This window comes from Glycomyces terrestris (assembly GCF_003933745.1).
GTDB classification, from domain to species: Bacteria; Actinomycetota; Actinomycetes; order Mycobacteriales; family Micromonosporaceae; genus Glycomyces; species Glycomyces terrestris.
Map to the genome: position 1 here is coordinate 230,097 of NZ_RSEB01000003.1, position 23,209 is coordinate 253,305.

A 23,209-nucleotide genomic window follows, 5' to 3' on the forward strand; every position below is an offset into this window, starting at 1 on the left:
GCACCCCCCGGGGGGCATTCGGCGTCACTTGTAGCTCCTTCGCTCGTCCGGCGGAGGTATGTGCGCGCCCTTGTACTCGATGTCGATGCCGCCGAGCGGGTAGTCCTTCCGCTGCGGGTGGCCCTCCCAGTCGTCGGGCATGAGGATGCGGGTCAGGTGCGGGTGGCCCTCGAAGACCACGCCGAACATGTCGTACGCCTCGCGCTCCTGCCAGTCGGCGGTCGGGTACACCGAGGTCACCGAGTGGACGACCGGGTTGTCGAGGCCGACGGCGGTCTCGAGGCGGACGCGGCGGCGGTAGGTCATCGACGTCAGGTGGTAGACGACGTGGAGCCGGTTGCGCTGGTCCGGGTAGTCCACTCCGGACACCGAGTTGCAGAGCTCGAAGCGGAGGCCCTCGTCGTCGCGCATCGCCTTGCAGACCGCCTCGGTGCGGTCGGGCGCGATGTAGATCGTGAGCTCGCCGCGGTCGACGACGACCGCGCGGGTGACGTCCTCGCCGAGGAGTTCGCGCAGGGCGCCGACGACCTCGTCGAAGTAGCCGCCGAGCGGCTCGGGGGTGGAGACGATCTCGCCCGCGGTGGGGGCGGCCTGGACGAGGCCGCCGAAGCCGGAGGTGTCGCCGGTGCCCTCGGTGCCGAAGAGGCCCTTGCGGGTCTGCATGCCCACGGGCTGGACGCCGTCGGGGCGGTCCCGGCCGGTGCCGGTCGCGTCGTCGGTCATCGCTTCGCCACCGCCTTCCGGATGCGCAGCTGCTCCTCGGTGCCGGCCTTGACGGCCTCGGTCCACTCCTTCTTGCGCTGCTTGTCGAAGCGGTAGGAGGAGGGCATCGCGCCGGGCTTGACGACCGGCTCGGGGAGGTCGGCGAGGGCCTGGCGGCGCTTCTCGCCGAGGGGCTCGTGCTGGACCTTCTCGTGGAGCTTGAGGATCGCGTCGAGGAGCATCTCGGGGCGGGGCGGGCAGCCGGGGAGGTACATGTCGACCGGGACGACGTGGTCGACGCCCTGGACGATCGCGTAGTTGTTGAACATGCCGCCGGAGGTCGCGCACACGCCCATCGACAGGACCCACTTGGGCTCGGCCATCTGGTCGTAGATCTGGCGCAGGACCGGCGCCATCTTCTGGCTGACGCGCCCGGCGACGATCATGAGGTCGGCCTGGCGCGGGGAGGCCCGGAAGACCTCCATGCCGAAGCGGCCCGTGTCGTAGCGGGCCGCGCCGGTCGCCATCATCTCGATGGCGCAGCAGGCGAGACCGAACGTGGCCGGCCACATCGAGGCCCGGCGGGTCCAGTTCACCAGCGCCTCGACGGTGGTGAGGATGATGCCTTGCGGGAGTTTCTCTTCTACACCCATGGTGGAGCCTCAGTCCCAGTCCAGTCCGCCGCGGCGCCATTCGTAGGCGTAGGCGACGAACAGCGCGGCGATGAACATGAGGACGGCCCAGAACCCGAAGATCCCGAGCACGTCGTGGTGGACCGCCCACGGCACGAGGAAGATGATCTCGATGTCGAAGACGATGAACAGCATGGCGGTGAGGTAGAACTTCACCGGGAACTTGGTGGGGCTCGACGTGGTCGGCGCGGGCTCGATGCCGCACTCGTACGGGTCTTCCTTGGCGCGGTTGCGGCGGCGGGGGCCGGCGATCCGCGAGGCGATCACCGAGACGACGCCGAAGCCGCCTCCGATCGCGAGCATGATGACGACCGGTACGTAGACTTCCATCCTCAGAGCCTCCTTCCCAGAGTCGGAGTGACGAACCGCATCCCGTTGACGATCCGGTCGGCGGCGTCGCGCCCGGGCCGGTCGGTGAGGTTCGCGAGCAGTTTCAGTACGACGCGCATGAGCGCGGGACGCTTCAGGCCGTGCTCGGTGCACAGCTTCATGACGGCGGGCCGGCCGATGAGGTGGACGAAGATCCCGCCCATCCGGTAGTAGGAGCCCCACAGGTCGTCCATCCGGTCGGCGTACGCCCGCAGCAGCGCCTCGCGCCGGGGGACGCTCGGGGCCCGCATCGCGGCGGCGGCGACCTCGGCGGCGACCTCGCCGGCCTCGATCGCGTAGGCGATGCCCTCGCCGTTGAAGGGGTTGACCATGCCGCCGGAGTCGCCGACGAGCATGAGGCCGCGGCTGTAGTGCGGGGTCCGGTTGAAGCCCATGGGGAGCGCGGCGCCGCGCACGGGCCCGTCGGCGTTGGCCTCGTCGGCCAGGCCCCACTCCGCGGGGGTGTTGGCGAGCCAGTCGCGCAGGAGCGCGCGGTAGTCCGTCCTGCCGTAGCCGTCGGAGGAGTTGAGGACGCCGAGGCCGGCGTTGACGCGGCCGTCGCCGAGGCCGAAGATCCAGCCGTAGCCGGGCTGGAGGACGTCGGGCTCGGCGGCGGTGCGCAGGGAGAGCCAGGACTCAAGGTACTCGTCGTCGTGCTTGGCCGCCGACTTGTAGTACTGGCGGACCGCGACGCCCATGGGGCGCCGCTCGTTCCGCTTGAGGCCGAGGGAGAGCGCGAGGCGGCCGGAGACGCCGTCGGCGGCGATCACGAGGGGCGCCCTGAACTCGGCCGGCTCGCCGCCGTCGCGCACCGCGCTGACGCCGCGGACGCGGCCGGCGAGGTCGAAGAGGGGGGCGGTGACCTTGACGCCGGTGAGGAGCTTCGCGCCGGCGTCGACGGCCCGGTCGGCCAGGAGCTGGTCGAAGTCGTACCGGGTGCGGGTGAGGCCGTAGTCGGGGAAGTCCTGGAGGGCGGGCCAGTCGAGCTCGATGGCGATGTCGTCGGCGACGACGCGCAGGCCGCGGTTGCGGATCCAGCCGGCGGACTCGGAGGTGTCGACGCCCATCTTGAGCAGCTGCGCGACCGCGCGCGGCGTCAGGCCGTCGCCGCAGACCTTCTCGCGCGGGAAGCGGGTCTTCTCGAGCAGCAGTACGTCGAGGCCCCGGGCGGCCAGGTGGTGGGCTGCGGCCGAACCACCGGGCCCGGCGCCGACGACGATGACATCGGCATCCGGGGCTGCGTGAGTGGTCACGGGCGTCCTCTCAGGCGAATGGGGTGGTGATCATTTACACGACCGACCCGCTTGTGAAGCTCTTCACAAGCGTTTGCGGCAAGTCTAGAACTTCGATATCTACGCCCTGTCACTTAGGTCGGCCTAAGTTGTCATTATTCGAGGTCACGAGCCGTACGGGCGTACTTGAACCAGAGTTGCGGGAGCGCTGGGAGCGGCAGCCGTGACGGGACGCGCGAGAGTGATAAAGCCGACAGTTGATGACCCATATAACTGTCGATGCCTGGAAACACTCTCGTAACACGAACAGGGGTCGCGATCACTCCCGAGCCGGGGCGATGCGCAAATGGGGCGACACGTGGCGAGCGCCACATCGTTCAAATTTGAACTTTGCCGGGGGTACCGCTATGGTCGATGGGTAATTCAAATCTGAACTACTTCAAATTTTCCTGGAAGAGGCTGAACATGAGCGTCGAACCCGTCAAGGTCTCCGTGATCTTCTACTCGGCCACCGGCAACGTCACCGCGCTGGCCCGCCAGATCGCCGCGTCCGCGGAAAAGGCCGGCGCCGAGGTGCGCCTGCGCCGCGTCACCGAGCTGGCCCCGCAGGCCGCGATCGACTCGAACCCGGCCTGGGCCGCGAACGTCGCCGAGATCGCCTCGATCCCCGAGGCCACCCCGGAGGACGTCGACTGGGCGGACGCCGTCATCGTCGGCTCCCCGACCCGCTTCGGCAACATCGCCTCCCAGCTCAAGCAGTTCCTCGACACCCTCGGCGGCCTGTGGTTCCAGGGCAAGCTCGCCGGCAAGGTCTACTCGGGCTTCGCCTCGGCCTCCGGCAAGCACGGCGGCAACGAGTCCACCCTGCTGGCCCTGTACAACTCGTTCCACCACTTCGGCGGCATCGTCGTGGCCCCCGGCTACTCGAACGAGATCCTGTTCGCCAACGCCTCGCCGTACGGCGTGTCGCACTGGAACGGCTCGGACATCGACGAGACGACCCTGGCCGCCGCGGGCGCCCAGGCCGAGCGCGTCGTCGAGACCGCCGCGGCCCTCAAGGCCGGCCGCGCCGCCATCGCCTCCGCGTAAGCCGCGCGAACAGCCCGGTCGGACTCCCAAGGGCACCTGCGGGAGCCGGCCGGGCTGCGTCGTACTCAGGCGGCGTCGTACTCGGGCCGGTACCCGGGCGGGCGCGCGCTCGGCACCGCGGCGCACCGGGACCGCACGTCCTCAGGCGGCCTGGATGCGGGCGACGATGCGCTTGGCGAGGTCGCCCAGGACCTTGGCCTCCTCGCGCGAGAGCTCGTCGAAGATGAGCGAGCGCACGGTCCGCACGTGCCCGGGGGCGGCCCGCTTGAGCACCTCGCGGCCGCCGTCGGTGAGCGCGGCGAGCGTCGAGCGGCCGTCGGTGGGGCAGGCGGAGCGGCGCAGCAGGCCGTCCTTCTCGAGGCGGCGCGCCACGTGGGACAGCCGCGAGAGCGAGCCGTTGCACAGGTAGGCGAGGTCGCTCATGCGCATCGTCTGGTCCTCGGCGTGCTCGAGCACGACCAGGACCCCGTACTCGAAGTGGCTCAGGCCCACGTCCCGGCGCAGGGACTGGTCGAGCGCGCCGGGCAGGCGCATGACCAGGCCGATCAGCGGCAGCCAGGCCGCCATCTCCTCGTCGTCGAGCCACGGCGCCTCATCACTCATGCCCCAAGCTTAACTTCACTACTTGATACATCAAGCAACCCGAGTATCCTTTTCATTGAAGGTTCAAGAGACTGGAGTCCCGATGCCCACCCGTCCCGGCGCCGCGTTCGACGCCTTCCTCGAGACGACCGCGCCCCGCGCGGCCGAGCGCCGCGACTGGACGCCCGCCGACGGGGCCCTCCCGGCGCTCTACCTGAGCCACGGCGCCCCGCCGCTGTTCGACGAGGCCGACTGGATGGACCGGCTCTTCGCCTGGGCGCAGGGGCTCCCGCGGCCCAGGGGCGTCCTCATCGTCTCGGCCCACTGGGAGGCCGCGCCGCTCATGATCTCCAGCCCCGACCCGGGCACCCCGCTCGTGTACGACTTCGGCGGCTTCCCCGAGCGGTTCTACCGGATGGCGTACGCGACGCCCGACGCGACCGCGATGGCGGACCGGGTCGCCGCCGCGATGCCCGACACCGAACCGCTGCACCGGCACGCGAGCCGCGGCCTCGACCACGGCGCCTGGGTGCCGCTCAAGGTCATGTACCCGCACGCCGACGTCCCGGTCCTCCAGCTGTCGATCCCCACGCACGACCCCGACCGCCTCCTGGACCTCGGGAGGCGCCTGCGGCCGCTGCGCGAGGAGGGCTACCTCGTGATCGGCTCCGGCTTCATGACCCACGGGCTGCCGTTCGTCGACTTCCAGCACCCCGAGCGGGTGCCCGGGTGGTCGGCCGACTTCGACGTCTGGGCCGCTGAGGCCCTGGCGCGCGGCGACATCGACGAGCTCGCCCGCTACCGCTCGCAGGCCCCGGGGATGCCGTACGCGCACCCCACGGTCGACCACTACATCCCGCTGTTCGTCACCTACGGCGCCGCCTCCGACCAGGAGCAGCCCGCCGAGACGGTGATCGACGGCTACTGGTTCGGCCTCTCGAAGCGCTCGTTCCAGCTGGCATAGGAGACCGCGGGCAGGTGATCGTCATCCCCGGCCCGCACGCGCCGCCCGCGCCGCCCACCGCGGCGCGGGCGGCGCTTCGCGTTCCGGCGCGGCCTACTTGAAGCCGCGGTGCATGGCGACGGCGCCGCCGGCGAGGTTGCGCCAGGCGACCTTCCTGAAGCCGGCCTTGACGATCCGGTCGGCGAAGGCCGGCTGGTCGGGCCATTCGAGGGTCGACTCGGAGAGGTAGCGGTACGCGTCGGCGTCGGAGCCGACGCGGCCGGCGACCTTCGGGAGGACGTGCTTGACGAACACGCCGTGCGCCTTGCGGTACGGCTTCCACACGGGCGTGGAGACCTCGCACAGGACCATGCGGCCGCCGGGGGCGAGCACGCGCAGGATCTCGGCCAGGCATCCGTCGAGGTCGGCGACGTTCCGGATGAAGAAGGAGCCGGTGACGGCGTTGAAGGCGTTGTCGGCGAACGGCAGGTGGAGCGCGTCGGCGTTCACGAGCGGAACCTGGCGGTCCTTGTGCGCCTTGAGCATCCCGAGGGAGAAGTCCACCCCGACGACGTCGGCGCCGGACTTGGCGAGCTCCGCGGTGGAGACGCCGGTGCCCGCGCCGAGGTCGAGGCAGCGCTCGCCCGGCTGGAGGCTCAGGGCCTCGCGCACGGCGCGGCGCCAGCGCTTGTCCTGACCGGCGACCATGACGGTGTTGGCGCGGTCGTAGTTCGGCGCGACGCGGTCGAACATCGCCGCGATCCGGCCGGGCTCTTTACGCGGGGTATTCGCTTCGTTCGCCTCGATCACCACCACAGCCTCGCACACCCCGCAGAGAAAATCCGCCGGAGCCCTGTCGGTGTGGGCCCCGGCGGATCAAGGGGTTATATCGGGCGCGCGCAGGGGTTCACGCGTCGCGTGCGGCCATGAGGGAGCAGGGAACGGCCGCGCGCTCGCCCGGAGAGGGAGCTTCGCTGGGTCCCGTCGGAACTGCTTGGGGGGCAGTCGGAGCCGGAGCGGCCGGTGCTGCGGTCACTGCGCCTCCTCGTCGTCGTCGGGACCGGCGCAGGAGTGCCGCGGCTCAGTCTGGGATGACGCTGAGAGATCCCCCGAGTGCGGTCTGCGCTACAGGATGAGCTTGACGCATGGAGGCTGTGATGTCGATCTATGAAACCGAACCGTTATCGCGCGTAACCCATCCGATAACTAGCAGGTGGGCGCGGTCACAGCAGGCGGACGAGTCGTCACGATGGGCCCGAATCCCGAGGTTGAGGCCGGTTTAGGCCTACAACTCCCGCAACGGGGGGCGGGAGGGCGGCGGCGGGGCGCGCCGTGCGCGCCCCGCCTTCTCCAGGGGATACACGGAGAGGCGGGGACCTCTCCGGTGAATCGAGGCTGACGGCCCGGTGAACGACACGGGCCTCGTTCAGCATCGCGGACGGACCGGCCGTCCGGCAAGCGTCGAGATCGAAGTGTTATCTCCTGGGACGGTTCCTACCGCTCTGTGAGACGGCCCTTGAGCACGGTGGCGGTGCAGTTGCCGGCGGCGCCCGAGACGAGGGCGGCGTAGGGGTCATCGGTGTCCACGGCGAAGACGGCGAGGTCGGCGCGGGCGCCCTCCTTGAGGACGCCGATGTCGTCGCGGCCGAGGGCCTTGGCGCCGCCTTCGGTGGCGGCGCGGACCAGCCACTCGTTCAGGCCCTCGCCGCCGTCGCCCTGGGCGAGGGCGAGCTTGCGGAGGACGGGCCATTCGGCGGCGACGTCGAGGTCGGGGGCCGAGGCGCGCGAGTCGGTGCCGATCGCGACGGTGTTGCCCTCGGCGCGCAGGGCCGCGACGGGCGGCTCGCCGGCTTCGAGGCGGGCGTTCGAGCGGGCGCAGAGCGCGACGGCGGTGCCCTTGGCGCGCAGGAGCTCCCGGTCGGTCTTGTCGAGGTGGACGCCGTGGGCGACGTGCGAGTCGGCGCCGAGCCAGCCGACCTTGTCCATCTGGGCGGCCGGGGAGTGCCCGGCGCCGCCGTCGGCGAGTTCGAGGGCGAGGCCGGCGCGGCGGTTCATGAACGCGAACGGCCCGGAGCCGCGGCGCACGAACATGTCCTCGTGCATGGTCTCGGCGAGGTGGGGGTGGAGGCGGATGTCGAGGGTGCGCGCGAGCTCGGCGAGGCCCTTGCCGACGTTCGTGCCGAGCGTGTAGAGCGTGTGGGGGCTGATGCCGACGGCGACGTCGGAGTTGTTGACCGCGCGGGTGTCGGTGACGACCTCGCGCCAGGCGGTGCGGCGGACCTCCCAGGCGGCGTCGTCGATGAAGCACGCCTCCCAGTAGGCGACGCCGGCGAGGTCGGAGGCGAGGAGCGGCGCGAAGCCGGCGGCGGGAGTGACGACGTCGGCGACGGCGGTGACGCCGTGGCGCAGGGACTCGTCGATGCCCTCCTGCACGGACGCCTTCCACACCTCGTCGGCGGTCTCGGGGTTGCGCCGGGCGAACTCCTGGATCCACTCGAAGAACTCTTTTTCGTTGCCGTACATGTCGGCGAACGCGGTGTAGCACAAGTGGGTGTGGGCGTTGACCAGGCCGGGCGTCATGACGCCGTCGAAGGCGGTGGTCTCGTCGGCCTCGGGGGCGCCGTCGGCGGGGCCGACGTAGGCGATCCGCCCGCCGTCGACCCCGACCGCGCCCTCCCGGATCGGGTCGCCCGCGAGCGGGACGACGACGGGGGCGGTGTAAACGTGCATGGTCCCGAGCTTACTCAGGGTTCCTATGCGGACGCCTCCAGCGCCGCGTACGCCGGTCGGACGACCTCCTCCAGGAGGCGGCGGCGCTCGGGCTGGTGCAGGAAGGCGGCCTTGACGGCGTTCTCGGTGCAGCGCTTGACCTCGGCCCAGCCCCAGCCGAACGTCTCGGACAGGAGCTGGAACTCGCGGGAGGTGTGGGTGCGGCTCATGAGGCGGTTGTCGTTGTTGACGGTGACGCGGAAGCCGAGGTCGTACAGGTCCTTGATCGGGTGCGTCTCGATCGACTCGGCGCCCTCGGTCTGGAGGTTCGAGGACGGGCAGACCTCGAGGGCGATGCGGCGGTCGCGGATGTAGTGCGCGAGGTGGGAGAGCTTCGCCTCGTCCCCGCTCAGGTCGATGTCCTTGATGAGCTGCACGCCGTGGCCGATGCGGTTCGCGCCGCACACCGAGACCGCGCCCCAGATCGACTCGGGGCCGACCGACTCGCCGGCGTGGATGGTGAACGGCATGTTCTCGCGGCGCAGGTACTCGAAGGCCGGCAGGTGCGCCTCGGCCGGGTTGCCGATCTCGCCGCCGGCGATGTCGAAGCCGACGACGCCCTTGTCGCGGTAGGCGGTCGCGAGCTTGGCGACCTCGAGGGTGCGGTCGGCGTGGCGCATCCCGCACAGGATGGTGCGGGCGGTGATCCGGTGCCCGGCCGCCGCGGCGAGGCGCTCGCCCTCCGCGAACCCGGCGAGGGTGGCCTCGACGACCTCCTCCAGGGCGAGGCCGCCGCGCAGCTGCTGCTCGGGGGCGTAGCGGAGCTCGGCGTAGACGACGCCGTCGGCGGCGAGGTCCTGGGCGGCCTCGGAGGCGATGCGGAAGCAGTGGTCGGCTTTCTGGGACACGGCGATCGTGTGGTCGAAGGTCTCCAGGTAGCGGGCGAGGGTGCCGGAGTCGGCGGACTCGAAGAACCAGTCGGCGAGCGCGCCGGCCTCGGTGGCGGGCAGCTCGTGGCCGATCTCGTCGGCGATCTCGATGAGCGTCTGCGGGCGCACGCCGCCGTCGAGGTGCTCGTGGAGCACGACCTTGGGGGCCGCGCGCAGGTCGTCGTGGGAGAGCGTCTTCTGATTCATCCCATGAATATAGTCAGGCGCGTTCGCGGGCGCGCCTCACAGCCGGACCTCGTCCCAGTGGACGGGGCGCTCGTTGTCGAAGACCACGGCCCACTCCAGGGCCCAGCGCCGGTGCCACACCAGGTTGTCGTCGACGCCGCGCGGCAGGGGCTGGCCGGCGCGCCGCGCCTGGTCGCACTGCCAGTCCAGGCAGTAGTAGAGGTCGAGCATCTCGGCGACGACGGCCGGGTCCCGGGTGGGGGTGAGCTGGCGGTCGCGCCAGGTCCCGAAGGACTCGGGGCGGCGCAGGTCCGGCAGGAGCTCGGGGAGCTCCTCGGAGCAGGGCACGGCCGGGTCGAGGTGGTCGACGAGGCCGAGGAGCCACGCGACGGTGTACAGGCTCTCGAGCTGGTCGGCGTAGCGGCCGCGGTCGCCCCTGCCGCAGGCGATGAAGCCCCACTCGTCGGGGGCGAGGTGGTCGAGGACGTGCGCGTCCAGGAGCCAGCGCATCGCGAGCTCCTCGGGCATGTCGAACACGCGGGCCTGGACGACGTTCAGGATCGCGGCGCGGGCCTCGACGTGGCCGCGGGGGCGCAGCCGGGGCATCCGGCCCTCGGGGAACGGGAGCGGGAGCTGCGCGGGCGGCGCCGGTATGCCGAGCGCGTTGAGGCCGTCCGCGGTGCGCATACGAAGGGTCCGGGGATCAGAGGTCACCGTCGGCATGGGGCTCCCTACCACTTTGGGGTTCACCTGTGGGGGTGAGTGCGCGTTCACTCGGTGGGGGTGGTTGTGAAGAACTGTAGCGTCCACCACAGGCCGGAGTCAACGTGGGCCGCGGAAACTGGACGGGTTCTATACCTGTGTTACGCAGGAGTTTCTTCGCTGGAGTCGCGTGTCGAAAGTGTCCGGAGGACCGATTCGACCGCCTTGTGACAGCTGCCATTCGACACGTGTTCGAACCTCGCGGCACTGGAAGCTACTTCCGAGTACAACTCTCCCAACGAGACCCGCGTCACGAACGGCAACGGCGGCGGCGCCGGGCGCCGGTATCCCGAGTGCGTCGCGGCCCATGTCGCGGAAGACCGCGGCGCACACCGGCGCCGCACCAGGGGGGTCTTGCAGCGCCGGCGCGGCGGCCGGGCCCCCACGGGGTCCGGCCTTCGCGCGGACGCCGCGACCGGGCATCCTTACAAGGTGAGCAGTCTCCAAGTCGTCGCGGGCCGGTACCAGCTGGTCCGCCCGATCGGCGCGGGCGGGATGGGCCGCGTCTGGCAGGCGGTCGACCAGCAGCTCGACCGCGAGATCGCCGTCAAGCTCGTCAAACCCGACCTCCTCGACGGACCCCAGCGGTACGAGGCCGCCGCCCGCTTCCGCCGCGAGGCCCGCGTCACCGCCCAGATCGGGCACCCCGGCGTCCCGGCCATCTTCGACGCCGGCCTCGACGACGCCTCCGGCGAGCTCTTCCTCGCCATGGCGTACCTGCCCGGCCTCAACCTGCGGGACCTCCTCGACGAGGCCGGCCCGCTCCCCGCGGACTGGACGCTCGCCGTCGGCGCCCAGCTCGCCTCCGTCCTGGAGGCCGCGCACGCCAAGCAGGTCATCCACCGGGACCTCAAGCCCGCCAACATCATCGTCGGGCCCGCCGGGCTCGTGCACGTCGTCGACTTCGGCATCGCCGCCGTCCTCGACCTCGACGCCGCCCGCCTCACCGCCACCGGCGACAAGCCCGGGACGCTCAACTACATGGCGCCCGAGCAGATCCGGGCCCAGCCGGCCGGACCGGCCGCCGACCTGTACGCGCTCGGGGCGCTCCTGTACGAGATGTCGACCGGCGAGCGCCTCTTCGCCGACCGCGGCTCCGCCTACGAGGTGCAGACCGCGCACCTGAAGGAGCTCCCGGACCCGGTGCGCCGCAGGCGCCCCGACATGCCCGCCGAACTCGACGGCCTCGTCTCGCGGCTGCTGTCGAAGGAGCCCGCCGACCGCGGCTCCGACGCCGCGGCCGTCTACCTGCGCCTCGCCGAGCTCCTCGCGGCCGCGCCCGCCTCCAAGGCGCCGACGCGCGACTGCGGCGACCCCACCTGGCCGTTCCGGGCGCCGCTCGCGCCCGCGCGGGTCGCGGCCGAGGCGGCCGCGATCTCGCCGCGCCCCACCGCCGACCGCGGCACCGAGCGGCTCGCCGAGGCCGACCTCGCGTACGCCGCCGCCGACTACAGCACCGCGCTCACCGCGTTCCGGTCGCTCGCCAAGGACTACGAGACCCCCGACCCGGCGCTCGCCCTGCACTGCCAGGTGCGGGCCGCGCAGTGCCTTGCGGCCCTGGGGAACGCGGCCAGCGCCCTGGCGGGCCTGTCGAGCGTGATCGAGCGGCAGCGGCGGCTCCTGGGCGAGCGCGCGCGGCCGGTGCTGCGCTCGCGGCGCGTGGAGGTCGACATGCTCGCGGCCGTGGGCTCGGGGCCGGAGGCGCACCGGCGCCTGGCGGTGCTGGTGCCGGAGATGGCGGCGGCGCTCGGCCCCGCGGATGCCGATACCATCGAAGCCGAACGGCTGCTTCGGGCCTGGTCCGCGCCGCCCCAGGCGGGACCCGGGTGGCCGACGCCGCCCTCCGCCTCGCCTGGGAGTCCTCCTCGATGACCGCCCCCGGTCCCTATGCCCCGCCCGTCGACGAGAAGAAGCGGCTGAGCGCGCACCGCGCCGGCCGCGCCGCCACCTACCTGTGGGCGCTCTCGCCGGTCCTCACGTGCGGGTACGCGACGCCGGTGATGCTCGCGATCGCGCTCGCCCGGCGCCGCGACAACCTCGTGCTGGCGGCGCTCATCGTGCACTCGGCGCTGCTGGCGTCCTCGTGCCTGGTGATGGGCACGTACGCCGACAAGGTCCCGCTGTGGGGCGACGTGCTCATCTACTCGTCGTGGGGCATCGCGGCGATCGGCGGAGCCGCGCACCTGCTGGTGATCCGGCCCGCGGTGTTCCCGGCGGGGCCGCGCCCGCAGGTGCCGGTCGCGCACCTGTCGAACGCCGAGGTCCTCGACCGGGCGCGGAAGCTGCGCGAGCAGGCCCGGCGCACGGCGGAGGCGGACCCGATGCTGGCGAAGCGGCTCGCGATCGGCCGGCCGGACCTGCCGCGGCAGTTCGACGACGGCGGGCTGGTGGACGTGAACCACGCGCCGCTGCACGTGCTCACGTCGCTGCCGGGGGTCACGGAGCGGAGCGCGCGGCAGATCCTGGAGTGGGTGGAGCGGTCGGGGCCGTTCGCGAGCCTCGGCGAGGTGATGCTCGTGATCGAGATCAGCCCGACGTTCGAGCACCACCTGCGCGAGTACTGCGTGTTCATCCCCTAGCGGGGGTTCAGGGGCGGGGTTCAGGGGCGCAGTTCGGCGAGGACGGCGACGGCGGCGCGGGCCGCGTCGTCGGCGTACGTCGAGGGGAACGCGTCGACCAGGCGCCAGCCGGCGCGGCGGAGGGCGCGGTGGCGTTCGAGGTGGGCGCGGGGCCCGTCGGGGTGGACGTCGCAGAGGACGCCGAACGCGGCGTCGCCTTCGCCGACGACGAGGTCGATCTTCCAGTGGCCCACGGGGTAGCCGTGCCTGACGGCGGCGTCGGCGCCGGCGAGGGCCCCGGCGAGCTTGGTGCGCCATTCGCCTTCGGGTCCGTCGCCGGGGAGGGCGGCGGGGGCGCGGTCGGCGTAGTCGAGGAACTCGCCGACGAGGCCGCCGGGCGCGTCGAGGGCGGTGACGACGTGGAGGTGCTCGCGGGCGCGGGTGACCATGACGTTGAACAGGTTCGCGCCGGCGAGGAACCGCTTGCGGCCGGCGGGGTCGCCGGGGGCGACGCCGAGGGAGGCGATGACGGTCTCGGACTCGCTGCCCTGGAAGGCGTGGACGGTGCCGGTGCGGATGCGGTGGGCGCGGATGGCCTCGAGGTCGAAGCGGCGCATGACGGCCGCCTCGATGGCCTCGGCCTGGGCGCGGAAGGGCGAGAGGACGGCGAGGCCGCGGTCGCCGTTCGCGACGAGGTCGGCGAGGAGGGCGAGGGCGCGGTCGACCTCGGCGGCGACGACGCCCTGGGCGTCGGCGGCGGGGGCGTCGACGCGGTGGACGGTGATGGCGTCGGTCTCCTGGACGCGCGGGTGGGCGGTGGCGGGCCGGACGCGCCCGCCGTAGAACTTGGCGGCGGAGAAGCCGATGAGGTGGGGGACGCTGCGGTGGTGCTCGGTGAGCTCGACGACGGGCCCGGCCCCGCAGGCGAGGTCGTAGAGGCTGACGCGGCCGGTGTCGAGGCGGGCCTCGAGGGCTTGCAGCCCGTGGCGGTCGAGGACGTCGCGGAGTCGGGCGTCGGAGGCGAAGGACACGAACTTGAGCTGGCGCGGGTCGCCGGCGACGACGGCGCGGCGGGCGCGGGCGAGGACGGGGGCGGCGCGGAGCTGGTTGACGTGGCTGGCCTCGTCGACGATGACGAGGTCGAAGGCGCCGGCGCGGGCGGGCAGGACCGCTTCGGCGTCGGCGATGGTGCCGATCCAGAGGGGGACGGCGCGCAGGAGGGCGGCGGTGTCGACGTGTTCGAGGACGGCGCGCCGCTGGGCCTGGTCGCCGCGGTACTGGGCGGTGCGGAGTTCGCCGAGGGCCCGGTCGGCCCTGCCGGAGCGGCGCTCGGCGGAGGCGGCCTCGGCGCGCAGGGCGGCGCCGAGGGCCTGGGCGGCGTCGCGGTCGGCCTGTTCGAGGCTGCGCCACAGGGGTTCGAGGCGGGGGCCGCCTTCGGCGGCGAGCCGGGCCATGGCCTGCACGTCGCGGGCGATCTCGAGGCACTGCTGGAGCGCGGCGGAGTCGGCGGCGGCGCCGGTGAGGCGCTGGAGGGTGCGGCGGGCGCGGCGGCGGCGCCAGCGGGTCCAGGGCCAGCCGCCGCTGCCGCGGGTCGCGGCGGCGGCCGCGGCGACGGCGTCGAGGTCGGCGTCGCGCAGGCCGGGGAAGTCGTCGAGGAGGAACACGGGGGCGTCGAGGGCGCGGAGCCGGCGGCGCTCCAGGTCGAGGCGGGTCTCGACGGCGCGTTCGACGCGGCGGAGGAGGTCGATGGCGTCGGCGCCGGCGCGGCGGGCGGCCTCGGCGTCCTTCCTGGGGACGGCGTCGCGGGTGGCGACGGCGCCGCTGCCGCGCCGTTCGGTGTCGCCGAACATCATCGGCTCGGGTCCGGGGTGGCGGTCGAGGAGCCCGGCGAGGACGTCGGCGGCGTACACGGACTGGGTGGCGATGAGGACGGACCGGCCGTTCGCGACGGCGTCGAGGGCGATGGCGGCGAGCGTGTGGCTCTTGCCGCAGCCGGGCGCGCCGGCGACGACGGTGACGGGGGCGGTGCGGGCGCTGCGGACGGCGGCGGCCTGTTCGGGGCCGAGGGGCAGCGGGGAGCGGACCTCGGCGGCGTCGGGGCCGGGGGCGGGGGCGGCGGTCCCGTAGACGGCGGCGAGGGCGGTCGATTCGAGGCCGGGGCGCTCGGCCCAGTCGTGGAGGCTCTGGCCGATGGGGCCGGATTCGACGCGGGGCCCGGCGAGGTAGACGACGGATCGGGCGAGCACGACCGGTCGGGTGTCTTCGGGGTCGGCGCGGTGGGCGACGGCCTTGACGGCGTACCCGGCGGCGGTGGCGGCGGCGAGGAGCCAGGCGGGGTCGGCGAGGTCGCCGCCGGTGCGTTCGGGGGCGAGGACGGCGGCGAGGCGCCGGGCGTGCTCGGTGCCGGCGAGCCTGGGGTGGAAGGCGAGGTCGCCGGCGGGGACGATCTTGTGGTCGAACGGCTCGGTCTGGGCGACCTCGAGGCGCACGGGCCGGGTGACGAGGGGGATGGCGAGGCGCCTGCGGCGGCCGTCGACGCGGTGGACGCCCATGACGACGCCCCAGCCCTGCCGCAGGAGCCGCTCGTCGCGGTGGAGCTCGTCGTGGGCGGCGAGTTCGGCGGCGCCGGGGACGGTGGTGAGGCTGCCGCCCCAGGCGGCCTTGGGCCCGACCTCGTCGGTGTCGGGGGCCGCGACCTTGTTGACCGGGGCGAGGTCGGCGAGGGCGGTCAGGATGCGGGCAGGGTCCATGGCGGCAGTGTACGGGCGGGGGGCGACGCGGCGGCGGCGCGCGCGGGGACGCGGAAGGCCCCGGGGCGGGAGGTGCCCCGGGGCCCGGCGTCGCGCGCGGCTCGGGTCCGCGCGGCGGGTCCTACTCGATGCAGAGGACGCCGGTGGTGCGGCCGAACTGGTCGCTCAGCTCGTAGTAGCTGGTGGTGCAGTTGGCGATGGCGCCTTCGACGTCGGGGGCGGCCCAGTCGGCGGTCTCGAACGTGATCGCCTCGGTGACGGTGGTGTCGGCGGCCGCGTCGGCGCAGTCGACCTGGTACCACTCGGTGTCCGCGCTGGACATGCAGGAGCCGGTGTCGGGGGTGACCGGGGTCTTGCCCTCGGCGTTCGGCTGGGCGAGGGCCTCGATGCAGAAGAGGTAGTCCACGTTGCCGGTGGTCATGTCGTAGATCATGTTCCAGTCGGTCCACGGCTTGCCGGGCAGGTACGCGCCGACCTCTTCGCCGCAGGTGTCGTGGATCGCCTGGGTGTCGGCGATGTCGCCGCCGGAGGCGGTGATGCCGGGGTCGGCGACGATGTTGGTGATGGACCAGAACGCGGTCGGGTCGGCGCAGTCGACCTCGAAGACGGCCGGGTCGTCGCTGAGGACCTCGTAGGGGAGGCAGTCGCCGGCGGCGGCCTCGGCGGCCGCGTCGACCTGGTCGCCGCTGACCTCGGTGCTGTCCGTGGTGTCCGAGCCGGCGTCTTCGAGGATGCCGCAGCCGGTCAGGGCGAAGGCGCCGGCGAGGCCGATGCCGCCGACGGCGAGCAGGCGGCGGATGGGTCCGAATGTCGTGTTCATTGGCTGCTTTCTGTGCGGCACCGCTCATCGGGTCGGACGGTGCACCTGAGTTCGACGTGAACATATGCGGGGCCGTCGACTACCGACGTGGCAGGTGTCGTCACGCACGGGCTCGGCAGCGCGCTGACCTGCGGTCGGAGGGCTTTCACGAGAACGTGGGCCAGTGCCCATGACCAGGATCACGATGGTTGCAATTCGGTCAAGGAACGGGATCGGCGCGGTGCGCTCAGCGCGGTTCCCGTTGCGTCCGTTCGGTTCGCGACGCGGTTCGGAACCGGCCGGGGACGTGCGATGCGGGTGCGTCCCGTCGGGGACGTCCGGGATGAGGAGGGCGCGGGTTCCGCCCAATGGTCTCCGCGCCCTCCGGTCCCGGGGCCTCGGCCGGTCGGGCCGAGGGGGTCGGCACTAGCCGATCTCGACGAAGTGCTTGGTGCCGTCGAGCGACCAGACGTCCTCGAAGTAGAGGAGGTAGGTCTCGGCGCCGGTCGGGATCTCGACGCAGGAGGAGCCGGAGGCGGAGGAGCCCGGCGAGACCTCGGCGGTGTCCATGATGTTGTTCTCGACGACGTTGAGGCAGTCGACGCTGTCGTAGAAGGTGCCGTCGGCCCAGATGCCGAAGGTCGCGTCGAGCCACAGGGTGCCGGTCTCGGCGCCGTTGTAGGTGCCGTCGATCGTGACGAGCGCGAACTGGTTGCCGGCGGCCGGCTCGGTGTTGAACTCGTTGGCGCCCATGACGGCGTCGGTCGCGTCGAGCTCGACGGCGCTGCCGGTGAGGGACCAGTCGGTGATCTCGACGGTGGAGCCGGCCGGGAGCGGGGACTCGGGGCTGGTGCCGTCGCCGCCCGCGGGGGCCTCCTCCGCTCCGCCTTCGGCGGCCTCTTCGACCTGGGTCTCCTCGGCGCCGGTGTCGCCGCCGGAGGCGTCTTCCCCGGCGCTGCACGCCGACAGGGCCGCGAGGGCGATGAGGGCGGCGCCGCCGGCGGCGAGGAGGCGCTTCGAGATCTCGGGGAATTCGATGTTCATGGGAAACCTTCCGTGTGGTTCTGTTCGTTGTTAGAAGCTTGTGAAGTTACTTCACGAGAATAGTAGACTGTGTCGAGCCTCCGCAACGCGGGGTGGGTTACGATTCGATAAATCAAGACAGGAGCCCGCATGACCACCCGTGACGCCGGCCCAGGCGAGACCATCACGCTGACCGACCTCGCCCGCCTTGCCGCGGTCGGGCGCAACGCCGTCAGCAACTGGCGCCGCCGAGAGCCCGACTTCCCCGCCCCCGTCGACGACTCCGCCCGCCGCCCCCGCTTCTCCTTGTCCGCCTTGGAGACCTGGGCCGAGTCCCACGGCCGCTCCCTCCACGTCACCGGCGCCGACCGGCTCTGGTTCCGCCTCTCCGGCGCCCACCCGACGGCCGAGGCCGCACTGGAGGCCGTGGCCGCGGCCTTCGACGGCGAGCCCCGCGGCCCCCTCGCCCCCGCCCCCGACCCGGACCTCGTCGCCGAGGTGCGGGCCCTCGCCGCCGAGATGCCCGCCTCCGACCTGTTCGAGTTCTTCATCGAGCGCGCCCGCGAGGCCGCGGGCACCGGGGTGCCGCCGGGCATCGCGCCGCTCGCCGACATCGCCGCCGCCGTGAGCGGCGAGCGCTTCGCCGACCGCGCGGGCAAGGCGGTGCACGACCCGGCATGCGACGAGGGCGACCTCCTCGCCGCGGTCGCCGCGCAGCTCGGCCCGTGCCGGGTGCTCGCCGGGCAGGACCTCTCGCCCGCGCGCGCCGCGATCGCCGAGCGGCGCCTGCGCCTCCTCGACGGCAAGCTTCGCGGCGGCGGCGCCGAACGCGCCGACGTCGTCGCGCGGGTGGGGGACTCGCTCCTCGCCTCCCTACCCGCCGACCGCTACGACCTGGTCGTGTGCGACCCGCCGTTCAACGTCAAGGACTGGGGCCACGACCGCCTCCCCGACGGCGACGACCCCCGCCTCGCCTACGGGACCCCGCCGCGCACGGAACCGGAGCTGGCGTGGGCGCTCCACTGCGCGGCCCTCCTGGCCCCCGGCGGGCACGCGGTCGTGCGCATGCCCGCGCAGGTCGCGCACCGCCGCTCCGGTCGGCGCATCCGCTCCGAACTCCTGCGCTGGGGCGCGCTCCGCGCCGTCGTGGACCACCCGGAGGCCAAGGCGCACATCTGGATCCTCGCCCCGCGCGGCGAGACGAGCCAGCTCCTGGTCGCCAACGGCCGCGGCTTCGCCGAGACCTGGCGGCACTTCACCGCCGCCCCCGACGCCCCGATCGCCACCGCCGACGCGGTCACGGTCCCGCTCATGCGGCTGTGGGACGAGGACGTCGACGTCTCCCCCGCGGTCTACCTCGCGAGCGCGGCGGGCGGCGCCGAGGACCTCGCCGACGCGGTCGCGCACCTGAGCGCCCGCCTCGGCGAGATCGCCGAGCGGCCGCTGCCCCGGTTCGGCTCGGGCCCCGAGCTGTCGGCCCCCGAGACGAGCCTCGGCGACCTCGAACGCGACGGCCACCTCGTCGTCGCCCCCGGCGGCGGCGCGGAGGGCGGGGTGCGGTGCGTGATCGTCGACCCGGTCGGCGAACCGCCGGTGCGCATCGGTCTGAGCGGGGAGGCGTCGGAGACGCAGTGGACGATCCGCTGCGAGCCCGCCGTCGACCTCGGCTGGATCGCCGCGGTCCTCGCGGCCCGGCTCCCGGCCGCCTCGAAGCGCACCGCGACGGGCGCCAAGCGCCGCATCCTGTCGGTGAAGATCCCGCGCCTGGCGCTGGCCGACCAGCAGCGCCGCGGCGACGCGTTCGCGCGCCTCGAAGCGGTGCGGGCGGACCTGGCCGAGGCCGGCCGCCGGGCCGAGGCGCTGGCCGCAGAGGCGGCGGCGGGCCTGGTGTCGGGAGCGGTGACGGTGGAGGACTGAGGGGGCGACGAATGGGCGACGGCCGGGCGGAGGCCCGGCCGTCGCTTCGTCTCTCGGGGCCGCCACCTGCGGTGGGGCCCGTGTTCGGAGCCGCTGACAGGATTCGAACCCGCAACCTACTGTTTACAAGACAGTTGCTCTACCGTTAAAGCTACAGCGGCCGGTCTGCGCCGACCTCCCAGCGAGACGGATCGATTCTAGCCGACCGGCATCGCGTGCCGAGACCCCCGGAACGGCCGACGGGCGGCCGGTCCCCGCGGGGACCGGCCGCCCGTCTGTCACCACCACCAGATGCGCAAGGATCTGGCGACGGTGTTAGCCGATGAGGCCGTTGGAGTCGTCGACCTGGGTGACGTCGTCCAGGTTGCACTTGGCCGAGTTGCCGAGCACGCCGTTGCCGTAGCCGCCGATGCCGCCCATGGCGTCGACGCAGCGGAAGTCGACGTGCACGAGCGGGGCGCCGTAGGAGGCGACCAGGGCCGACTGCTTGTCGTGGAAGACCGCGTCACCGTAGGCGCTGCCGAAGTCGTCGGCGTCGTTGCCCCCGTCGCCGTCCTCGTGGTCCATGTTGCCCTCGGTGCCCATGCCCCACTTGAGGCCGGCCTCGGAGGTCACGGCGTTCAGGATCGTGCCGGCGTCCTGGGTGACGGGCGCGAGCGCGTCCTGGGCGTCGGTGATGTCCGCGGCGAACGACGGCGCGGCGATGGCGGCGGACGCCGCGGCACCGGCGAGGATGGCTGCGACAGTGCGCGAAACCTTCATGCTTTGTCCCTTTCGATTGGGTAAGGACGCTTTCGCCCCTTTAACGATGGTCAGTCTTGCACGGATACGGCCTCGTCCACATTGTTTTCCGGACCCCGTTCGGTCCGTATTCGGTTCGGCGTCGCGGCTGCGTGCACCGGGCGGGCGCCGATTCCCGGGATTCGCGGCGGCGCTTCCCGGGCACTCGTGCAGCGGTCTTGCGGCGCCTCCGGGTTCGGGGGTCCCCTAGGCTCTGAGGCAGTCGACCCGAGCGCGGAGGCATGGCATGGACGGCGCGGAGACGCCCGCCGGACCGGCGGCGGCGAGGCCGCGGGCGCCCGCGCCCGTGGCGGTCGCGGTGGCGCTGCTGTGGCTGCTGGTCGCGGGCCTGGCGTGGATGACGGCGGTGTCGGCGGCGCTCACGGCGTTCCAGGTGTCGACGCTCGCGCCCGATCCGCTGCGGCTCCTGGCCTTCCTTGAGCCGCTGGTGTTCCTGGGCTCGGCGGCCGCGGTCGGGCTGCTGGCGGTGAAGCTGTGGACGGGCCGGGACTGGGCGCGCCGGGTGGTGCTCCTGCTCTGCGCGGTGGTGCTGGTGACGGCGCTGCTGACGGGGGTGGCGCTGAACGTCGGGGCGGGGATGGCGGGCGCGGCGGTGTTCGCGCTGCTGCTGGTGCTGGTGGTGGCGGCGCCGACGCAGCGCTGGTGCGACCGGGACGCGCCGCGGCACAGCCCGCGCATCGGGGACCGGGCGGAGCCGCCGTTCCTGGTGGTCGCGGAACTGGTGCTGCTGTGGGCGGTCGTGGTGCTGGCGCTGTGGTTCAGCGCGCAGGCGCTGCGGGCGAGCGGGCTGGGGATGGCCCCGCCCTGGGCGGCGCCGGCGCTGCTGGCGGCGGCACTCGTCCACGGCGCGTTGAACCTCGCGTTGACGCGGCGCCGCGAGTGGGGGCGGATCGGGACGGCCGGGCTCGCGGTCGCGTACGGCCTCGCGCTGCTCGCCGCCGCGGGAGTGCTGCTGGCGCAGGGCGGGTCGTGGCTGCTGCCGCTGGTGCTGAGCCTGGTGCCGGCGGCGTTCGCGTGGGCGCTGCTGGGCGGGGACTCGAAGTCGTGGTGCGGGGGGTGAAGCGGCCCGCCGGGTCGATGGCGGCGGGCCGCTCGCTCAGGCGCCGCGGTTCACGGTGCGGCGCAAGGGGTCACCTGAGACCGTAGGCGCGGATGGCGGTGTGCTCGACCTCGGTGCCGCGGTCGTCGACGGCGGTCATGCGGACCGAGACCCACCTGGCGCCGCGCGGGTGGACGAGCGCGGCCGCGGCGGTGTCGCCGTCGCGGTCGAGGTCGACGGACGTCCAGGTGGCGCCGTCGTCGTAGGAGACCTCGAAGGTCATGTCGACGGCGTGGACGACGGGCCCGTCCTCGTTGGCGGCGAGGGTGAGGGTGAGCTCCTGGCAGCCGCGCCTGGGCGCGTAGCCGCCCTCGATGTCGTCGGAGGCGAGCTGCACGACCGGGAGCGGGATCTCCTCGACCCCGCCGGCGGCGACGGGGGCCGAGTCGAAGGTCCATGCGGCGGTGGCGCTGGTGCCGAACCGGTTCACGGTCGAGGGCGCGGTGGTCTCGGCGGTGATCGTGTAGCGGCCGGCGTCGCCGGCGGGGAGCGCCGCGAGGAGGTTCTCCCAGTAGAAGTCCATGCCCTCGGCGGCGGCGATGGTCTCGCCGTCGCGACTGAGGGTGGCGTTCCCCTTGGCGCCCACGAGGATCAGGACCTCGTCGTTGCCGCCGCCGACGAGGCCGAGGGCGGCGCCGAGCACCTGGCCGCCGTCCTCGTCGGCGCGGACGGCGTACGAGACGGCGGCGGAGAGGCCGCCGCGCGGCATGACCCGCTCGGTCTCGCCGGGGGCGAACACGGCCTCCTGGGCATTGACGAAGCCGTCGAGGAGGAAGCCCTCAGCGTCGAGCTCGCCGGCCTGGAGGCTGCTGTCCCAGTGGATCTCGGGGCCGGCGGTGTAGTACACGGTCCGCTCGGAGGGGACGGCCGTGTCGACCAGGAGGCAGAAGCCCATCCCGATCTGGCGGCCGGTGTAGTCGCCGTAGTCGCAGGTCTGGCCGGCGCCGGGGGTGCCGAGGTGGCGGTATTCGGTCTCGACCTCGGCGAGGTCGTCGTCGTCCACCGCGTACGCGGGGTCGGCGGGGAAGCCGGCGGGGTCGTGGAAGGCGAGGTGGTAGGCGTACGGGTCGTCCGCTCCGGCGGGGGAGGCGAGGACCGGCTGGTAGAGGAAGCCGAGCTCGAACCCGGGGAGGTCGGGCTCGGGCAGCAGGTACGCGTCGATGCGGGGCCCGGCGAACGTGCCGTACCCGAGGTAGTTGTCCTCGCTGCGGGCGTCGATGCTGATGGCGCCGGTGAGCAGCTGCGCGTCCTCCTGCTCGACCGCGACGGCGACGGGCGCGGCGGCGGCGCCGTCGAGGACGAGCGACACGGGCTCCTCGCCGATCGTCACCGCGGTCATGCCGAAGACGTGCTGGCCGCGCGCGGTGTCGGTGGGATCGGACCAGAAGCCCGAGACGACGACGTAGTCCCCGGGCGGGAGGTCGGCGGCGCCGTGCCCGTACTCGTCGACCGGGATGAAGTCGAACGCCTCGGAGTCCTGGTCGGCCCAGAGCACCCAGGAGCCGTCGGGGGCCTTGCCGTGGCGGTTGAGCAGGGTGAGGTCGAGCCGCCGGGTCTCGGCGTCCGCCGCGGCCGCGGCGGTCGCGGCGGAGGCGGGGACGAGGCCGGCGTACTCGCGCTCGTCCAGTTCGGACTCGCGGGCGGCCGCGGCGTCGGTCTCGCCGGCGCGCAGGAGCTCCGAGACGTTGTAGCGGCGCGGGTCCTCGTCGCCGGCCTGGATCGCCGCGACGCGGTCGGTCGGGACGACGACGAGGTCGCCGCTCGGCGAGGGCGGGGTGAGGAACGCGGCGTCCTCGCGGCCCGCGGCCGGGTCGATCGCGGTGGTGCCGTTGGGGAGCACGGTGACGCGGTCGCCGGTCGGGAGGATGACCGCGGTGGCGGCCGGGTCGCCGGCGGACGCCGGGGGCTCGGCGTGCACCGCGGTGCCGCCGGTGAACACGGAACCGGCGAGCACCGCCGCGGCCGCGGAGGCGGCCGCCGTTCCGATGAAGTCGGGTCGTCGCATGTGGAGGTCCTCTGCGGAAGACTCGGGCGGGCCGGTCGGCCCGCCCGAGTCCAAGGCGCTCC

The 23,209-nt window shown here is 73.3% G+C and carries 20 protein-coding genes and 1 tRNA gene; 6 read left to right on the forward strand and 15 right to left on the reverse strand.

What is annotated here, in order from left to right; genetic code table 11:
* Window positions 1–24: 24 nt before the first annotated feature.
* Genes EIW28_RS10990 through EIW28_RS11005 form a run of 4 tightly spaced genes read right to left on the reverse strand, consistent with a single transcriptional unit; the run spans window position 25 to window position 3,016 of the window.
* Complete coding sequence (locus EIW28_RS10990; RefSeq protein ID WP_125247763.1) at window positions 25–723, reverse strand: NADH-quinone oxidoreductase subunit C; 699 nt, start codon at window positions 721–723, stop codon at window positions 25–27.
* Window positions 720–1,355, reverse strand: a complete 636-nt coding sequence (locus EIW28_RS10995; RefSeq protein ID WP_112134718.1) for a NuoB/complex I 20 kDa subunit family protein — start codon at window positions 1,353–1,355, stop codon at window positions 720–722. Before EIW28_RS10995 ends, EIW28_RS10990 begins: the two co-directional genes overlap by 4 nt.
* Window positions 1,356–1,364: 9 nt before the next feature.
* The gene (locus EIW28_RS11000; RefSeq protein WP_112134716.1) at window positions 1,365–1,724 is read right to left on the reverse strand and encodes an NADH-quinone oxidoreductase subunit A; all 360 of its coding nucleotides are present in this window, start codon (window positions 1,722–1,724) and stop codon (window positions 1,365–1,367) included.
* Window positions 1,725–1,726: 2 nt separating this feature from the next.
* Window positions 1,727–3,016 (reverse strand): geranylgeranyl reductase family protein, encoded by a 1,290-nt coding sequence (locus EIW28_RS11005; protein WP_125247764.1) that lies wholly within the window; start codon window positions 3,014–3,016, stop codon window positions 1,727–1,729.
* A 444-nt stretch (window positions 3,017–3,460) separates the two neighbouring features.
* On the opposite strand from EIW28_RS11005, the gene wrbA reads away from it, so the two are divergent.
* On the forward strand, window positions 3,461–4,084 hold the full coding sequence (gene wrbA, locus EIW28_RS11010) for an NAD(P)H:quinone oxidoreductase (RefSeq protein ID WP_125247765.1): 624 nt from the start codon (window positions 3,461–3,463) through the stop codon (window positions 4,082–4,084).
* A 141-nt stretch (window positions 4,085–4,225) separates the two neighbouring features.
* On the opposite strand, the gene EIW28_RS11015 is transcribed toward wrbA, so the two are convergent.
* Window positions 4,226–4,687: a MarR family winged helix-turn-helix transcriptional regulator gene (locus tag EIW28_RS11015; protein ID WP_125247766.1), complete on the reverse strand. Its 462-nt coding sequence runs from the start codon at window positions 4,685–4,687 to the stop codon at window positions 4,226–4,228.
* An 82-nt stretch (window positions 4,688–4,769) separates the two neighbouring features.
* Between EIW28_RS11015 and EIW28_RS11020 the strand changes: the two genes are divergently transcribed.
* Window positions 4,770–5,630, forward strand: coding sequence for a dioxygenase family protein (locus EIW28_RS11020; protein ID WP_125247767.1), 861 nt, complete (start codon window positions 4,770–4,772; stop codon window positions 5,628–5,630).
* A 93-nt stretch (window positions 5,631–5,723) separates the two neighbouring features.
* Here EIW28_RS11020 and EIW28_RS11025 read toward each other — a convergent pair whose 3' ends face one another.
* The 4 genes from EIW28_RS11025 to EIW28_RS11040 form a co-directional block, all read right to left on the reverse strand.
* Window positions 5,724–6,362 carry a class I SAM-dependent methyltransferase gene (locus tag EIW28_RS11025; RefSeq protein WP_125247768.1) on the reverse strand — a complete coding sequence of 213 codons (639 nt, stop codon included), beginning with the start codon at window positions 6,360–6,362 and terminating at the stop codon, window positions 5,724–5,726.
* A 741-nt stretch (window positions 6,363–7,103) separates the two neighbouring features.
* Window positions 7,104–8,339, reverse strand: coding sequence for an amidohydrolase family protein (locus EIW28_RS11030; RefSeq protein ID WP_125247769.1), 1,236 nt, complete (start codon window positions 8,337–8,339; stop codon window positions 7,104–7,106).
* Between the two features lie 23 nt (window positions 8,340–8,362).
* Window positions 8,363–9,454: an adenosine deaminase gene (locus EIW28_RS11035; RefSeq protein WP_125247770.1), complete on the reverse strand. Its 1,092-nt coding sequence runs from the start codon at window positions 9,452–9,454 to the stop codon at window positions 8,363–8,365.
* 36 nt (window positions 9,455–9,490) lie between these two features.
* Complete coding sequence (locus EIW28_RS11040; protein WP_158630368.1) at window positions 9,491–10,120, reverse strand: DUF4272 domain-containing protein; 630 nt, start codon at window positions 10,118–10,120, stop codon at window positions 9,491–9,493.
* A gap of 507 nt (window positions 10,121–10,627) precedes the next feature.
* Between EIW28_RS11040 and EIW28_RS11045 the strand changes: the two genes are divergently transcribed.
* Together EIW28_RS11045 and EIW28_RS11050 are read left to right on the forward strand one after the other, a co-directional pair.
* A complete protein-coding gene (locus EIW28_RS11045; RefSeq protein WP_125247772.1) occupies window positions 10,628–12,067 on the forward strand; it encodes a serine/threonine-protein kinase in 1,440 nt (479 codons plus the stop codon).
* Complete coding sequence (locus tag EIW28_RS11050; RefSeq protein ID WP_125247773.1) at window positions 12,022–12,774, forward strand: ComEA family DNA-binding protein; 753 nt, start codon at window positions 12,022–12,024, stop codon at window positions 12,772–12,774. The genes EIW28_RS11045 and EIW28_RS11050 overlap by 46 nt, the downstream gene beginning before the upstream one ends.
* Window positions 12,775–12,794: 20 nt before the next feature.
* Here the strand turns inward: EIW28_RS11050 and EIW28_RS11055 are convergent, their stop codons facing one another.
* The 3 genes from EIW28_RS11055 to EIW28_RS11065 all read right to left on the reverse strand — a co-directional run bounded on the left by EIW28_RS11055 (window position 12,795) and on the right by EIW28_RS11065 (window position 17,346).
* Window positions 12,795–15,503 (reverse strand): AAA domain-containing protein, encoded by a 2,709-nt coding sequence (locus tag EIW28_RS11055; protein WP_125247774.1) that lies wholly within the window; start codon window positions 15,501–15,503, stop codon window positions 12,795–12,797.
* 121 nt (window positions 15,504–15,624) lie between these two features.
* A complete protein-coding gene (locus EIW28_RS11060) occupies window positions 15,625–16,323 on the reverse strand; it encodes a hypothetical protein (protein WP_125247775.1) in 699 nt (232 codons plus the stop codon).
* Between the two features lie 405 nt (window positions 16,324–16,728).
* Complete coding sequence (locus tag EIW28_RS11065) at window positions 16,729–17,346, reverse strand: hypothetical protein (RefSeq protein ID WP_125247776.1); 618 nt, start codon at window positions 17,344–17,346, stop codon at window positions 16,729–16,731.
* 129 nt (window positions 17,347–17,475) lie between these two features.
* Between EIW28_RS11065 and EIW28_RS11070 the strand changes: the two genes are divergently transcribed.
* Window positions 17,476–19,242, forward strand: coding sequence for an N-6 DNA methylase (locus EIW28_RS11070; RefSeq protein ID WP_125247777.1), 1,767 nt, complete (start codon window positions 17,476–17,478; stop codon window positions 19,240–19,242).
* An 88-nt stretch (window positions 19,243–19,330) separates the two neighbouring features.
* Here the strand turns inward: EIW28_RS11070 and EIW28_RS11075 are convergent.
* Together EIW28_RS11075 and EIW28_RS11080 are read right to left on the reverse strand one after the other, a co-directional pair.
* Window positions 19,331–19,403, reverse strand: a tRNA-Thr gene (locus tag EIW28_RS11075).
* A 154-nt stretch (window positions 19,404–19,557) separates the two neighbouring features.
* Entirely contained in the window at window positions 19,558–20,004 is a 447-nt protein-coding gene (locus EIW28_RS11080) for a hypothetical protein (protein ID WP_125247778.1), read from the reverse strand.
* A gap of 265 nt (window positions 20,005–20,269) precedes the next feature.
* Here EIW28_RS11080 and EIW28_RS25375 point away from each other — a divergent pair, with 265 nt between their 5' ends.
* Window positions 20,270–21,103 (forward strand): hypothetical protein, encoded by an 834-nt coding sequence (locus tag EIW28_RS25375; protein ID WP_125247779.1) that lies wholly within the window; start codon window positions 20,270–20,272, stop codon window positions 21,101–21,103.
* A 70-nt stretch (window positions 21,104–21,173) separates the two neighbouring features.
* Here the strand turns inward: EIW28_RS25375 and EIW28_RS11090 are convergent, their stop codons facing one another.
* Complete coding sequence (locus tag EIW28_RS11090) at window positions 21,174–23,147, reverse strand: hypothetical protein (protein ID WP_125247780.1); 1,974 nt, start codon at window positions 23,145–23,147, stop codon at window positions 21,174–21,176.
* Window positions 23,148–23,209 lie beyond the last annotated feature (62 nt).

Coding starts and splice junctions, on each gene's coding strand:
- EIW28_RS10990 (WP_125247763.1), bottom strand. CDS start 723: ATGACCGACGACGCGACCGGCACCGGCCGGGACCGCCCCGACGGCGTC.
- EIW28_RS10995 (WP_112134718.1), bottom strand. CDS start 1,355: ATGGGTGTAGAAGAGAAACTCCCGCAAGGCATCATCCTCACCACCGTC.
- EIW28_RS11000 (WP_112134716.1), bottom strand. CDS start 1,724: ATGGAAGTCTACGTACCGGTCGTCATCATGCTCGCGATCGGAGGCGGC.
- wrbA (WP_125247765.1), top strand. CDS start 3,461: ATGAGCGTCGAACCCGTCAAGGTCTCCGTGATCTTCTACTCGGCCACC.
- EIW28_RS11015 (WP_125247766.1), bottom strand. CDS start 4,687: ATGAGTGATGAGGCGCCGTGGCTCGACGACGAGGAGATGGCGGCCTGG.
- EIW28_RS11020 (WP_125247767.1), top strand. CDS start 4,770: ATGCCCACCCGTCCCGGCGCCGCGTTCGACGCCTTCCTCGAGACGACC.
- EIW28_RS11025 (WP_125247768.1), bottom strand. CDS start 6,362: ATGTTCGACCGCGTCGCGCCGAACTACGACCGCGCCAACACCGTCATG.
- EIW28_RS11030 (WP_125247769.1), bottom strand. CDS start 8,339: ATGCACGTTTACACCGCCCCCGTCGTCGTCCCGCTCGCGGGCGACCCG.
- EIW28_RS11035 (WP_125247770.1), bottom strand. CDS start 9,454: ATGAATCAGAAGACGCTCTCCCACGACGACCTGCGCGCGGCCCCCAAG.
- EIW28_RS11040 (WP_158630368.1), bottom strand. CDS start 10,120: ATGCGCACCGCGGACGGCCTCAACGCGCTCGGCATACCGGCGCCGCCC.
- EIW28_RS11055 (WP_125247774.1), bottom strand. CDS start 15,503: ATGGACCCTGCCCGCATCCTGACCGCCCTCGCCGACCTCGCCCCGGTC.
- EIW28_RS11060 (WP_125247775.1), bottom strand. CDS start 16,323: ATGAACACGACATTCGGACCCATCCGCCGCCTGCTCGCCGTCGGCGGC.
- EIW28_RS11065 (WP_125247776.1), bottom strand. CDS start 17,346: ATGAACATCGAATTCCCCGAGATCTCGAAGCGCCTCCTCGCCGCCGGC.
- EIW28_RS11070 (WP_125247777.1), top strand. CDS start 17,476: ATGACCACCCGTGACGCCGGCCCAGGCGAGACCATCACGCTGACCGAC.
- EIW28_RS11080 (WP_125247778.1), bottom strand. CDS start 20,004: ATGAAGGTTTCGCGCACTGTCGCAGCCATCCTCGCCGGTGCCGCGGCG.
- EIW28_RS25375 (WP_125247779.1), top strand. CDS start 20,270: ATGGACGGCGCGGAGACGCCCGCCGGACCGGCGGCGGCGAGGCCGCGG.
- EIW28_RS11090 (WP_125247780.1), bottom strand. CDS start 23,147: ATGCGACGACCCGACTTCATCGGAACGGCGGCCGCCTCCGCGGCCGCG.